The 12,391-nt window shown below is 70.1% G+C and carries 13 protein-coding genes; 11 read left to right on the top strand and 2 right to left on the bottom strand.

Annotation, left to right across the window (positions count from 1 at the left end; translation table 11 throughout):
* The first annotated feature begins 4 nt into the window (after nt 1–4).
* The 10 genes from BM424_RS10885 (at nt 5) to hsaB (ending at nt 8,941) form a co-directional block, all read left to right on the top strand.
* Entirely contained in the window at nt 5–970 is a 966-nt protein-coding gene (locus BM424_RS10885; RefSeq protein ID WP_093415918.1) for a bifunctional MaoC family dehydratase N-terminal/OB-fold nucleic acid binding domain-containing protein, read from the top strand.
* Entirely contained in the window at nt 967–1,392 is a 426-nt protein-coding gene (locus BM424_RS10880) for a MaoC family dehydratase (protein WP_139274043.1), read from the top strand. Before BM424_RS10885 ends, BM424_RS10880 begins: the two co-directional genes overlap by 4 nt.
* On the top strand, nt 1,389–2,555 hold the full coding sequence (locus BM424_RS10875) for a lipid-transfer protein (RefSeq protein ID WP_093415916.1): 1,167 nt from the start codon (nt 1,389–1,391) through the stop codon (nt 2,553–2,555). Before BM424_RS10880 ends, BM424_RS10875 begins: the two co-directional genes overlap by 4 nt.
* A 110-nt stretch (nt 2,556–2,665) precedes the next feature.
* Nucleotides 2,666–3,442: a 2-keto-4-pentenoate hydratase gene (locus tag BM424_RS10870; protein ID WP_093415915.1), complete on the top strand. Its 777-nt coding sequence runs from the start codon at nt 2,666–2,668 to the stop codon at nt 3,440–3,442.
* A gap of 10 nt (nt 3,443–3,452) precedes the next feature.
* A complete protein-coding gene (locus tag BM424_RS10865; RefSeq protein WP_093415913.1) occupies nt 3,453–4,358 on the top strand; it encodes an acetaldehyde dehydrogenase (acetylating) in 906 nt (301 codons plus the stop codon).
* Nucleotides 4,355–5,398, top strand: coding sequence for a 4-hydroxy-2-oxovalerate aldolase (dmpG, locus tag BM424_RS10860; protein ID WP_093415912.1), 1,044 nt, complete (start codon nt 4,355–4,357; stop codon nt 5,396–5,398). The genes BM424_RS10865 and dmpG overlap by 4 nt, the downstream gene beginning before the upstream one ends.
* 14 nt (nt 5,399–5,412) lie before the next feature.
* The gene (hsaA, locus tag BM424_RS10855) at nt 5,413–6,585 is read left to right on the top strand and encodes a 3-hydroxy-9,10-secoandrosta-1,3,5(10)-triene-9,17-dione monooxygenase oxygenase subunit (RefSeq protein WP_093415910.1); all 1,173 of its coding nucleotides are present in this window, start codon (nt 5,413–5,415) and stop codon (nt 6,583–6,585) included.
* Nucleotides 6,585–7,436 carry a 4,5:9,10-diseco-3-hydroxy-5,9,17-trioxoandrosta-1(10),2-diene-4-oate hydrolase gene (gene hsaD, locus BM424_RS10850; protein ID WP_093415909.1) on the top strand — a complete coding sequence of 284 codons (852 nt, stop codon included), beginning with the start codon at nt 6,585–6,587 and terminating at the stop codon, nt 7,434–7,436. Before hsaA ends, hsaD begins: the two co-directional genes overlap by 1 nt.
* A 12-nt stretch (nt 7,437–7,448) precedes the next feature.
* Entirely contained in the window at nt 7,449–8,360 is a 912-nt protein-coding gene (gene hsaC, locus BM424_RS10845; protein ID WP_093415907.1) for an iron-dependent extradiol dioxygenase HsaC, read from the top strand.
* Nucleotides 8,361–8,371: 11 nt separating this feature from the next.
* The gene (gene hsaB / locus BM424_RS10840) at nt 8,372–8,941 is read left to right on the top strand and encodes a 3-hydroxy-9,10-secoandrosta-1,3,5(10)-triene-9,17-dione monooxygenase reductase subunit (RefSeq protein ID WP_093415906.1); all 570 of its coding nucleotides are present in this window, start codon (nt 8,372–8,374) and stop codon (nt 8,939–8,941) included.
* Nucleotides 8,942–9,235: 294 nt separating this feature from the next.
* On the opposite strand, the gene BM424_RS10835 is transcribed toward hsaB, so the two are convergent.
* Nucleotides 9,236–10,366: a steroid 3-ketoacyl-CoA thiolase gene (locus BM424_RS10835; protein WP_093415904.1), complete on the bottom strand. Its 1,131-nt coding sequence runs from the start codon at nt 10,364–10,366 to the stop codon at nt 9,236–9,238.
* A 201-nt stretch (nt 10,367–10,567) separates the two neighbouring features.
* On the opposite strand from BM424_RS10835, the gene BM424_RS10830 reads away from it, so the two are divergent.
* On the top strand, nt 10,568–11,794 hold the full coding sequence (locus BM424_RS10830; RefSeq protein ID WP_093415903.1) for a cytochrome P450: 1,227 nt from the start codon (nt 10,568–10,570) through the stop codon (nt 11,792–11,794).
* 158 nt (nt 11,795–11,952) lie between these two features.
* Here BM424_RS10830 and BM424_RS10825 read toward each other — a convergent pair whose 3' ends face one another.
* Nucleotides 11,953–12,384, bottom strand: a complete 432-nt coding sequence (locus BM424_RS10825) for a nuclear transport factor 2 family protein (RefSeq protein ID WP_093415901.1) — start codon at nt 12,382–12,384, stop codon at nt 11,953–11,955.
* Between the last annotated feature and the right edge of the window lie 7 nt (nt 12,385–12,391).

Below are 12,391 nucleotides of genomic sequence, written 5' to 3'. Positions count from 1 at the left end.
TGACATGACCAGTACCGCCACCGAAGCCGACGAGATCAGGGCGGCGGCCAAGCGGATCGCCGAGCGCGGTGCCTCCGCGCCGCGCTCCGGGCGCGATCCGGTGAACCTGCCGATGATCAACAACTGGGTGGAGGCGCTGCGCGACGCCAACCCGGTCTACACCGACGCCGAGGCCGCCGCGGCCTCCGTCCACGGTGGACTCGTCGCGCCGCCGGCGATGGCCCAGGTGTGGACCATGGGCGGGCTGCACCCGCAGCGCGACCCCGACGACCCGCTCTACGCGATGATGGGCGCTCTCGACGAGGCCGGTTACGTCTCGGTGGTCGCCACCAACTGCGAGCAGACCTACCACCGCTACCTGCGGCACGGCGAGCAGGTCGCGGTCACCACCAAGCTCGACTCCGTGGTCGGACCGAAGACCACCGGGCTCGGCGAGGGCTGGTTCGTCACCACCCGCAACACCTGGTACGTCGGCGACGAACCGGTCGCCGAGATGATGTTCCGGGTCCTGAAGTTCCGGCCCGCCGAAGCCGAACCCGCGCAGGCCAAGCCCGATCCGGAGCCGCCCGCCGAGGTGATCCGGCCCGCGATCAACCGCGACACCGCCTACTTCTGGGAGGGCGCCGCCGCCGGTGAGCTGCGCATCCAGCGCTGCGGCGCCTGCGGGCTGCTGCGCCACCCGCCGGGCCCGATGTGCCCGGAGTGCGGTGCCACCAAGCGCACCCACCTGGTCGCCGAGGGGCTCGGCGAGGTCTACAGCTACGTCGTGCACCACCGGCCCGCGATCCCCGGCAAGAAGCTCCCGCTGGTGATCGCGCTGGTCGAGCTCGACGAGGGCGTCCGGATCCTCGGCGAGCTGCACGGCGTCGAGCCCGACGAGGTGACGATCGGGCAGCGCGTCCAGGTCGCCTACCAGCGCGTCGATGACGAACTGACCCTGCCGTACTGGAAACCCGTGGAGGCGGAATGACTTTGGCGCACACGCGCACTGCGGGGGAGATCGCGATCGGTGATTCCCTGCCGGAGGAGCGCATCGAGGCGACCCCGACCTTCATCGTCAGCACGGCCATCGCCACCCGCGATTTCCAGGACGTGCACCACGACCGGGACCTGGCGCACGCCAAGGGGTCGCAGGACATCTTCCTCAACATCCTCACCACCACCGGGCTGGTGCAGCGCTACGTCACCGACTGGGCGGGTCCGGAGGCGCTGGTGCGCGGGGTGTCGATCAAGCTCGGCGTGCCCTGCTACGCCTACGACACGCTGACGATGCACGGCCAGGTCCTCGAACGCGCCGACGGCGTGTTCGTCGTCGAGGTGCTGGGCCGCAACCGGCTCGGCACCCACGTCACCGGCCGGGTGCGGCTGGAGCTGCCGGAGGTGGCCCGATGATCTCAGGCAAGACCGCCATCGCCGGCATCGGCGCGACCGAGTTCTCCAAGGACTCCGGGCGCAGCGAGCTGCAGCTGGCCGCCGAGTGCGTGCGCACGGCGCTGGCCGACGCCGGACTCGAACCGTCCGATGTGGACGGGCTGGTCACCTTCACCATGGACACCAACACCGAGGTCGCGGTGGCCCGCGAGGTCGGCATCCCGAACCTGAGCTACTTCAGCCGGATCCACTACGGCGGTGGCGCGGCCTGCGCGACCGTGCAGCAGGCGGCGATGGCGGTGGCGACCGGGATGGCCGAGGTCGTGGTCTGCTACCGGGCGTTCAACGAGCGGTCCGGGCAGCGGTTCGGCCAGTTCAACGCCGGGCTGTCCGGGCAGGCGACCTCCACCGGCGTGGACAACAGCTGGTCCTACCCGATGGGCCTGGGCACGCCGGGCGCGCAGGTGGCCATGTTCGCCCGCCGCTACATGCACGAGTACGGCGCGACCAGCGAGGACTTCGGCCGCATCGCGGTCGCCGACCGCAAGCACGCCGCCACCAACCCGCACGCCTGGTTCTACGAGCGCCCGATCACGCTGGAGGACCACCAGAACTCGCGGTGGATCACCGAACCGCTGCGGTTGCTGGACTGCTGCCAGGAGAGCGACGGCGGGGTGGCGCTGGTGGTCACCAGCCTCGACCGCGCCCGGGACCTGGCCCAGCCGCCGGCCGTGGTGTCGGCGGCGGCGCAGGGCAGCGGGCCGGACCAGTTCACCATGACCAGCTACTACCGCGATTCGCTGACCGGGCTGCCCGAGATGGGCCTGGTGGCCCGTCAGCTGTGGGAGCAGTCCGGGATCGGGCCCGACGAGGTGCAGGTCGGCATCCTCTACGACCACTTCACGCCGTTCGTGCTGGTCCAGCTGGAGGAGCTGGGCTTCTGCGGGCGGGGCGAGGCCAAGGACTTCATCGCCGACGGCGCCATCGAGCACGGCGGCAGGCTACCGCTGAACACCCACGGCGGTCAGCTGGGCGAGGCCTACATCCACGGGATGAACGGCATCGCCGAGGGAGTCCGGCAGATCCGCGGCACGGCGGTCAACCAGGTCGACGAGGTGAGCAACGTGCTGGTGACCGCGGGGACCGGGGTCCCCACCAGCGGACTGGTGCTCACAAGCAACTGAAACATGTTATAGATTTCGCCGCGTCGAGCGGTATGATGGGCCAATATCAGCACGTGAACCGGTTTCTTACGTGAAGGGGAACCTGTTCCAGTCGGTGGCGTGGAGGTCGCATGCTCAGTGCCGAGACCCGGGCAGGGCTCGCCGAGCGGTTGTGGCGGGCCGAACGCGAGCGGGACCCCATCCCGCCGCTGGTCGAGTCGCACCCGGACATCGACGTGGTCGACGCCTACGAGATCCAGCTGATCAACATCCGCCGCCGGAACACCCCCGTCGCCGGGCACAAGGTCGGGCTGTCCTCACCGGCGATGCAGCAGATGATGGGCGTCGACGAGCCCGACTACGGGCACCTGCTCACCGACATGGCCGTCGACGAGGACGTCCCCCTCGACGCCCGCGCCTACTGCTACCCGCGGGTGGAGGTCGAGGTCGGGTTCCTGCTTGCCGAGGACGTCCCGCCGGGCTGCGACGAGCAGGGCGTGCTGGACCGGACCGAGGCGCTGATCCCGTCCATCGAGCTGATCGACAGCCGCATCCGCGACTGGCGCATCGGCATCGCCGACACCATCGCCGACAACGCCTCCTCCGCCGGCTACGTGCTCGGTGCCGCGCGTGTGGCGCCCGGCGAGCTCGACCCGCGCGGCATCGACGCCGTGCTGCACCGCAACGGCGAGGTCGTCGCCGAGGGGCGCTCCGACGCTGTGCTCGGCAACCCCGCCACCGCCGTGGCCTGGTTGGCCGACAAGGTCTCCGGGTTCGGGGTGCGCCTGCGAGCGGGCAACGTCGTGCTGCCCGGCTCCTGCACCCGCGCCATCGACCTGCGGCCCGGCGACGCGTTCCGGGCCGAGTTCACCGGTCTCGGCACCGTCGGTCTCACCGCGAAACCCTAGGGAGGGCGTTATGGCCGCCAAAGCGGCGATCGTGGGGTCGGGCAACATCGGCACCGACCTGCTCTACAAGCTCAGCCGGTCGAAGGACGTCGAACCGGCCTGGATGATCGGCATCGACCCGGACAGCGACGGGCTGCGCCGGGCCGCCGACATGGGCGTGGCGACCAGCGCCGAGGGCGTGGACTGGTTGCTGGACAACGAAAGTCCCGACATCGTCTTCGAGGCCACCTCGGCCTACGTGCACAAGGCCAACGCGCCGCGCTACGCCGAGCGCGGCATCCGGGCCATCGACCTCACGCCCGCGGCCGTCGGGCCCTACGTGGTGCCGCCGGTGAACATCGGCGAGCACCTGGACGCGCCGAACATCAACCTCATCACCTGCGGCGGGCAGGCCACGATCCCGATCGTGCACGCCGTGTCCAGGGTCGTGCCGGTCGCCTACGCCGAGATCGTCGCGTCGGTGTCCTCGGTGTCGGCCGGGCCCGGAACCCGCTCCAACATCGACGAGTTCACCCGCACCACCGCCAAGGGCATCGAGGTCATCGGGGGAGCCGAGCGCGGCAAGGCGATCATCGTGCTCAACCCCGCCGACCCGCCGATGATCATGCGCGACACCATCTTCTGCGCCATCCCGGCCGACGCCGACACCGACGCCGTCGGCGAGTCGATCACCCGGATGGCGCGCGACATCGCCGAGTACGTCCCCGGCTACCGGCTGCTGTCCGAGCCGCAGTTCGACCCGCCCTCGGCCGTCACCGGCGGGCACGCGCGCGTCGCGGTGTTCGTCGAGGTCGAGGGCGCGGGCGACTTCCTGCCGAAGTACTCCGGCAATCTCGACATCATGACCGCCGCCGCGGTGCGGGTCGGCGACGAGCTCGCCCGCACCGGGGCGCTGCAGAAGGAGGCCGCGCGGTGACCGGACTGCCCAAGACCTTCAGCGCTGAGCGGGACCTGCGCATCACCGACACGTCGTTGCGCGACGGCTCGCACCACAAGCGCCACCAGTTCACCGCCGACGAGGTGCGCGGCATCGTCACCGCTCTCGACGGCGCCGGGGTGCCGGTGATCGAGGTGACCCACGGCGACGGGCTCGGCGGGTCCTCGTTCAACTACGGCTTCTCCCGCACGCCCGAGCAGGAGCTCATCACCCTGGCGGCCGAGACCGCGCGCCGCGCCAAGATCGCCGTGCTGATGCTGCCCGGGGTGGGCGTCACCGACGACATCGTCATCTCCCGCGACAACGGCGCCTCGGTGTGCCGGATCGCCACCCACTGCACCGAGGCCGACGTGTCCGTGCAGCACTTCGGGCTGGCGCGGGAGCAGGGCATGGAGACCGTCGGGTTCCTCATGATGGCCCACTCCCAGCCGCCGGAGGTGCTGGCCAAGCAGGCCCGCATCATGGTCGACGCGGGCTGCCAGTGCGTCTACGTCGTCGACTCCGCCGGGGCGCTGGTGCTGGAGCAGGTCACCGAGCGGGTGCAGGCCATCGACGCCGAGATCGGCGGTGACGCGCAGATCGGCTTCCACGGGCACGAGAACCTCGGCGTCGGCGTCGCCAACTCGGTCGCCGCCGCGCGCGCCGGAGCCGTCCAGATCGACGGCAGCGCACGGCGTTTCGGCGCGGGAGCGGGAAACACGCCGGTGGAGGCGTTCGTCGGCGTCTGCGACAAGCTCGGCTACCGCACCGGCGTCGACTTCTTCGCCATCGCCGACGCCGCCGAGGACGTGGTGCGCCCGGCGATGCCCGAGGAATGCCTGCTCGACCGCTCCGCGCTGATGATGGGCTACGCCGGGGTGTACTCCAGCTTCCTCAAGCACGCCGCCAACCAGGCCGAGCGCTACGGCGTCAGCCAAGCCCAGCTGCTGGTGCGGGCCGGCGAGCGCAAGCTCGTGGGCGGCCAGGAGGACCAGCTGATCGACATCGCGCTGGAGCTGCAGCGCGAGCAGACCAAGTGAGACGGGAGCACCGCATGAGCGACAGCACCGAAGTCCTCGAGGCAGTGCGCAAACTCCTTCCCGCGCTGCGGGATCGGGCGCAGCAGGCCGAGGACGGACGCAAGATCCCGGCGGAATCGATCGCCGAACTGCAGGACGCGGGCTTCTTCAAGCTGCTCCAGCCGCAGCGCTACGGCGGCTACGAGGCCGATCCGGTGGAGTTCTACACCGCGGTCAAGCTCATCGCCAGCGCCTGCGGTTCCACCGGCTGGGTCGCCTCCATCCTCGGCGTGCACCCCTGGCACCTGGCGCTGTTCCCGCAGCAGGCGCAGGAGGACGTCTGGGGATCCGACCAGAACACGCGGATCTCCTCGTCGTACGCGCCGATGGGCAAGGCCACCGTCGTCGACGGCGGCTATCGGCTGTCCGGCAAGTGGAGCTTCTCCTCCGGCTGCGACCACGCGACCTGGGTGTTCGTCGGCGGTCCCGCCCTCGACGGCGACGGCAAGATGGTCGACTTCTGCACCTACCTGCTGCCGCTGGGCGACTACGCCATCAACGACGTGTGGGACACCGTCGGTCTGCGCGGCACCGGCAGCAACGACATCGTGGTCGACGACGTGTTCATCCCCGAGCACCGGGCGCTGAGCTTCATGGCGATGTCGAAGACGAACTGCCCGGGTCACGAGATCAACACCGCGCCGCTGTACCGGCTGCCGTGGGGGACCGTGCACCCGTCCACGATCACCGCCCCGATCATCGGCATGGCCCAGGGCGCCTACGACGCGCACGTGGAGCACCAGGCCAAGCGGGTGCGCGCCGCCTACGCGGGCGAGCAGGCCAAGGACGACCCGTTCGCCAAGGTCCGCATCGCCGAGGCGGCCAGCGAGATCGACGCCGCCTGGCTGCAGCTGTCGACCAACATCGCCGACGAGCTGGCGCTGCTGAAGGCGGGCGAGGAAGTGCCGATGTCGTTGCGGCTCAAGGCTCGTCGCGACCAGGTCCGCGGCACCGCGCGCGCGATCTCCGCGGTGGACCGGCTCTTCGAGAACTCCGGCGGTCGCGCGCTGGCGGCCGGCACCCCGATCCAGCGGTTCTGGCGGGACGCGCACGCAGGCCGGGTGCACGCGGCCAACGACGCCGAGCGCGCCTACACGATGTTCGGCAGCGGGGAATTCGGTCTACCGGTGAAGGATTCGATGGTCTGATGGTGGAGATCAAGAGCCAGGACGCGACGCTGCCCTCCGGGCTGACGCTGCACTACCACGAAGCGGGCGCAGGCAACGAGACCACCGTGGTCATGCTGCACGGCGGCGGGCCCGGTGCCTCGGCGTGGAGCAACTTCAGCCGCAACATCGAGGCGTTCGCCGAGGAGTTCCACGTCATCGCCGTGGACCAGCCCGGGTTCGGCAAGTCCTCGAAACCCACCGAGCACGGCCAGTACTTCACCCACAGCGCGAGCGCGCTGCACGAGCTCTTCGACGTGCTCGGGGTGGGCAAGGCGCACCTGCTGGGCAACTCGCTCGGCGGCGGCACCGCGGTGCGGTTCGCCCTGAACTTCCCGGACCGGGCGGGCCGGCTGGTGCTGATGGGGCCGGGCGGGCTGAGCCTGAACGTGTTCGCCCCGGACCCCACCGAGGGCGTGTCCAAGCTCGGCCAGTTCGGGGCGCCGCCCGGGCCCAGCAAGGACAAGCTCGAAGCCTTCCTGCGGACGATGGTCCACGACCAGTCGCTGATCACCGAGGAGCTGCTGGAGGAGCGCTTCGCCGCCGCCAGCGCGCCCGAGTCGCTGGCCGCGATGAAGGCGATGGGCAAGTCCTTCGCCCAGCCCGAGACCTTCGAGGAGGGCCTGCTGTGGCGGGAGGCCTACAAGCTGCGGCAGCGGGTGCTGCTGATCTGGGGCCGCGAGGACCGCGTCAACCCGCTCGACGGGGCCCTGGTGGCGCTCAAGCTGCTGCCGCGCGCGCAGCTGCACGTCTTCGGCGGGTGCGGGCACTGGGCCCAGCTGGAGAAGTTCGAGGAGTTCAACAAGCTCACCCGCGATTTCCTGCTCAACTAGGGAGGTAGTCCGATGGGGATTCGCTCGCTCGGGTACCTGCGCATCGAGGCCACCGACGTCGACGCGTGGCGGACCTACGCGCTCAAGGTCCTCGGCATGGTCGAGGGCAGCGGCAGCGACCCGAACGCGCTGTACCTGCGGATGGACGACTTCCCGGCGCGGTTGGTCATCGTGCCCGGCGAGCAGGACCGGCTGTCCTGCGCGGGCTGGGAGGCCGAGCACGCCGCGGGTCTGCAGGAGGTCCGGGACTCGTTGAGCGCCAACGGGATCGCGTTCAAGGAGGGGACCAAGGAGGAGCTGGCCGACCGCCGGGTGATGGAGCTGATCCGCTTCCAGGACCCGTCCGGCAACGAGCTGGAGGTCTTCCACGGCGCGGCCCTGCAGCACCGCCGGGTCGTCAGCCCGTACGGGCACCGGTTCGTCACCGAGGAGCAGGGCCTGGGGCACGTGGTGCTGTCCACCCACGACGACGAGGCGGCGCTGCGGTTCTACCGCGACGTGCTCGGGTTCCGGCTGCGCGACTCGATGCGGCTGGCGCCGGAGCTGGTCGGGCGGCCCGCGGACGGGGATCCCGCGTGGCTGCGGTTCTTCGGCTGCAACCCGCGGCACCACAGCCTGGCGTTCCTGCCGATGCCCACGCCCAGCGGCATCGTGCACCTGATGGTCGAGGTCGACAACGTCGACGACGTCGGGCTCACCCTCGACCGCGCCTACCGGCGTCAGGTGCCGATGTCGGCGACGCTGGGCCGGCACGTCAACGACCTGATGCTGTCGTTCTACATGAAGACCCCGGGCGGCTTCGACGTCGAGTTCGGGTGCGAGGGGCGGCAGGTCGACGACGAGGACTGGATCGCCCGGGAGAGCACCGCGGTCTCGCTGTGGGGCCACGACTTCTCGGTCGGCAACCGGCCCCCGGGCCAGTGAGGGGAGCGGCGATGGGAGCGGTGGTTCCGCAGGTGAGCGGCGCGGAGGTCGAGGCGGCCGGGTTCCGGCGCACGCTGGGGCACTTCTGCACCGGCGTGACGGTGGTGACGGCCGCCGGGGACGGCGGACCGGTGGGCTTCGCCTGCCAGTCGTTCTCGGCGCTGTCGCTGGACCCGCCGCTGATCCTGTTCTGCCCCGGCAAGACGTCTCGCACGTGGCCGCTGATCGAACGCGCCGGCCACTTCTGCGTCAACGTCCTGTCCGCCGAGCAGCGCGAGGTCTCCGCGGTCTTCGGCCGCCGGGGCGAGGACAAGTTCGCGAACCTCGGCTGGGCCCCGGCCCCGTCGGGCGCCCCGGTCCTCGACGGCGCCCTCACCTGGCTCGACTGCGAGGTCGACAACGTCCTCGACGGAGGGGACCACCACATCGTCGTGGGCCGAGTCCGCACCCTGGGCGAACCCACCGACGAAGACCCCCTCCTGTTCTACAAGGGCTCCTACACGGGCATCACCCACCCCACCACCCCGGCCCGCTACTGGCCGGAGGACTTCCTCACCGGAACCCCCGAAGACTGGCTCTGACCCACCCCCGACCAACGGTCACCTCTAGTGCTGGGGGTGGGGAAGTTTTCATGAAAACTTCCCCACCCCCAGCACGAGACCCCGAGGTCCCGTCCGTTTGTGGGGGACACAGTTTTCATGAAAACTTCCCTCCTCCACCCACCTCACCACCCGGTGGTCGACCGGGTCCAGATGACGAAAAGTCCACCGTGCGCTGGGCACGGTGGACTTTGTCGTTCCTCGGGTGGGGAAGTTTTCATGAAAACCTCCCCACCCGAGGGGGAGCGCAGTTTTCATGATAACTGCGCGTCGGGGTCAGAGGCGTTCGATGATGGTGCCCGTCGAGAGTGCACCGCCCGCGCACATGGTGACCAGGGCGGTGGTGCCGTCGCTGCGCTCGAGCTCGTGCAGCGCGGAGGTGAGCAGCCGGGCGCCGGTGCTGCCGACCGGGTGGCCCAGCGCGATGGCACCGCCGTTGACGTTGACCCGCTCCATGTCCGGTCCGTGGACACCGGCCCAGGACAGCACGACGGAGGCGAAGGCCTCGTTGACCTCGAAGACGTCGATGTCGCCGACCTTCATGCCGCTGCGCGCCAGCACCCGCTCGGTGGCCTGCACCGGCCCGTCGAGGTGGTAGTAGGGCTCGGCGCCCACCAGGCACTGCGACACGATCCGGGCGCGCGGGCGCAGCCCCAGGGCCCGGGCGCGGTCGGAGTCCATCAGCAGCAGCGCCGCGGCGCCGTCGGAGATCTGCGAGGAGCTGCCCGCGGTGTGCAGGCCGTCGTCGAGGACCGGCTTGAGACCGCCGAGGGCCTCCAGGCTGGTCTCGCGCAGGCCCTGGTCGCGGGTGACGTCCTCGCCGCCGACGCGGACCGGCACGATCTCCCGGTCGAAGCGGCCCTCCTGCCACGCCCGCTGCGCGCGTTCCTGCGAGCGGACGCCGAAGCGGTCCAGGTCCTCGCGGGTGATGCCGCGCCGGCCGGCGATGCGGTCGGCGGCCAGGAACTGGTTGGGCAGGTCGATGTCCCAGGAATCGGGCTTGGGCTTGCCGACGTCCACGCCGATGTTGCTGCCCAGCGGGACCCGCGTCATCGCCTCCACGCCGCACGAGACGCCCACGTCGATGGCGTCGGTGGCGATGAGCCCGGCGATGAGGTGGGTGGCCTGCTGGGCCGACCCGCACTGGGCGTCGATCGAGGTGCAGCCGGTCTGCTCGGGCAGCCCGGCGTGCAGCCAGGCCGTCCGGGTGACGTTGCCCGCCTGCTCGCCGGCCTGGGTGACGCAGCCACCGATGACCTGCTCCACCGCCGCCGGGTCGATGCCGGCTCGGTCCAGCAGGCCGCGCTGGGCGGCGCCGAGGATTTCCGAGGCGTGCAGCCCGGACAGCCAGCCCTTGCGCTTGCCGATCGGCGTGCGCACCGCCTCCACGATCACCGGAGTGCCCACCTGAATCTCCTCTCGCGCGCGATCACTACCCAGATGAATCTAGAACATGTTATCCCTGTGCGCCACGGTGCAGTTCGAGGTCGGACGATCTTTCCCTTTGCTTGTACGATTCATGTGCGGTGAAAGGGGTTTACCGAGCTGGCATCTTGTGGTTCTCTTCACATAGAACTCGTTTCAGTTCGTGCAGCGCAGGAGGTAGCCGTGGCAGCACCGAGCCTTCCGGAAGGCTTCGACTTCACCGACCCCGACCTCTACTCCGAGCGGGTGCCGCTGGAGGAACTCGCGGAGCTCCGGCGCACCGCGCCCATCTGGTGGAACAAGCAGCCCTTCCGCAAGTCCGGCTTCGAGGACGAGGGGTACTGGGTCGTCACCCGGCACGCGGACGTCAAGGAGATCTCGCGCCGCACCGACGTGTTCTCGACCTACCAGAACACCGCGATCATCCGGTTCAACGAGGAGATGAGCCGCGAGCAGATCGAGATGCAGCGGTTCGTCATGCTCAACATCGACCCGCCGGAGCACACCAAGGTCCGGCGCCTGGTGGCGCGCGGGTTCACGCCGCGCGCGGTCAACAGCCTCGAGGAGGTCCTGCACCAGCGGGCCGAGGCGATCGCGACCGGCGCGCTGGAGTCCGGCACCGGCGACTTCGTCACCGACATCGCCTGCGAGCTGCCGCTGCAGGCCATCGCCGAGCTGCTGGGCGTGCCGCAGGACCACCGCAAGGACATCTTCGACTGGTCGAACCAGATGGTCGCCTACGACGACCCCGAGTACGACATCGACCCGGAGACGGCCGCGGCGGAGATGCTCGGCTACTTCATGGGCGTGGCCGACCAGAAGCGCAAGTGCCCGATGGACGACATCGTCACCAAGCTCGTCGAGGCCGACGTCGACGGCAGCGCGCTCAGCGACGACGAGTTCGGGTTCTTCACGATCCTGCTGGCGGTGGCCGGCAACGAGACCACCCGCAACGCCATCAGCCACGGCATGCACGCGTTCCTGCAGAACCCCGACCAGTGGGAGCTCTACAAGCGGGAGCGCCCGCAGACCACCGCCGACGAGATCGTCCGCTGGGCCACCCCGGTGGTGTCGTTCCAGCGCACCGCGCTGGAGGACGTCGAGCTGTCGGGCGTGCAGATCAAGAAGGGCGAGCGGGTCGGGATGTTCTACAGCTCGGCCAACTTCGACCCGGAGGTGTTCGACCAGCCGGAGCGCTTCGACATCACCCGCGACCCGAACCCGCACGTCGGCTTCGGCGGTACCGGCGCGCACTACTGCCTGGGCGCGAGCCTGGCGCGGCTGGAGATCGACCTGATCTTCAACGCCATCGCCGACCACATGCCCGACATCCGCCAGCTCGCCGAACCCCGCCGCCTCCGCTCCGGCTGGCTCAACGGCATCAAGGAATACCGGGTCCAGTACCGCTGACCAACACCACGACGCCCCTCGGCTCCCTCCGAGCCGAGGGGCGTAGTCGTACCCAACCCCATCCCCGCGACGAAAACCCCGGTTTTCGCGGTGTCAAAAACCCCGGTTTTCGTCGCGCGAAAACCGGGGTTTTCAACTGGGGGACCCTCGGACGGGGGTCAGCGGAGGGTGGCGACTGCTCTGTCGAACTCCCAGAAGGCCCTGAGGGCCGTGACCCGGCCCTGGTCGTCGACCCGGTAGGTGAAGACGCCCTCGGCGTCCATCGCGGAGCCGTCGGGGAGGTGGGTGGTGATGGTGCCGGTGTTGGCGACCTCGTTGCCGCAGGCGAACGAGTCCTCGATGGTGAACTCGATGCGCTCGGCCTGGGCGATCGCCGTCTCCCAGAACGCGGCGATGGCCTCCCGGCCGTGGTGGCCCTTGCCGTCGGGGTCGAACGCCGAGGGACCCACCGGGTCCTCGACGACGGCGTCGTCGGCGAACAGCGACAGCCACTCGTCCTTCGCACCTCGCGAGACGGCGTCCATCGACGCCAGGGCGGCGTCGCGGGCCGGGTGGGAGGCGCGGGTGGCCTTCCAGTGCACTCCGCTCATGCGGCCT

The organism is Saccharopolyspora flava (genome assembly GCF_900116135.1).
Taxonomy (GTDB): domain Bacteria; phylum Actinomycetota; class Actinomycetes; order Mycobacteriales; family Pseudonocardiaceae; genus Saccharopolyspora; species Saccharopolyspora flava.
Note: the sequence above shows the minus strand (reverse complement) of the source record. Positions and strands in the feature narration are given on the sequence as shown.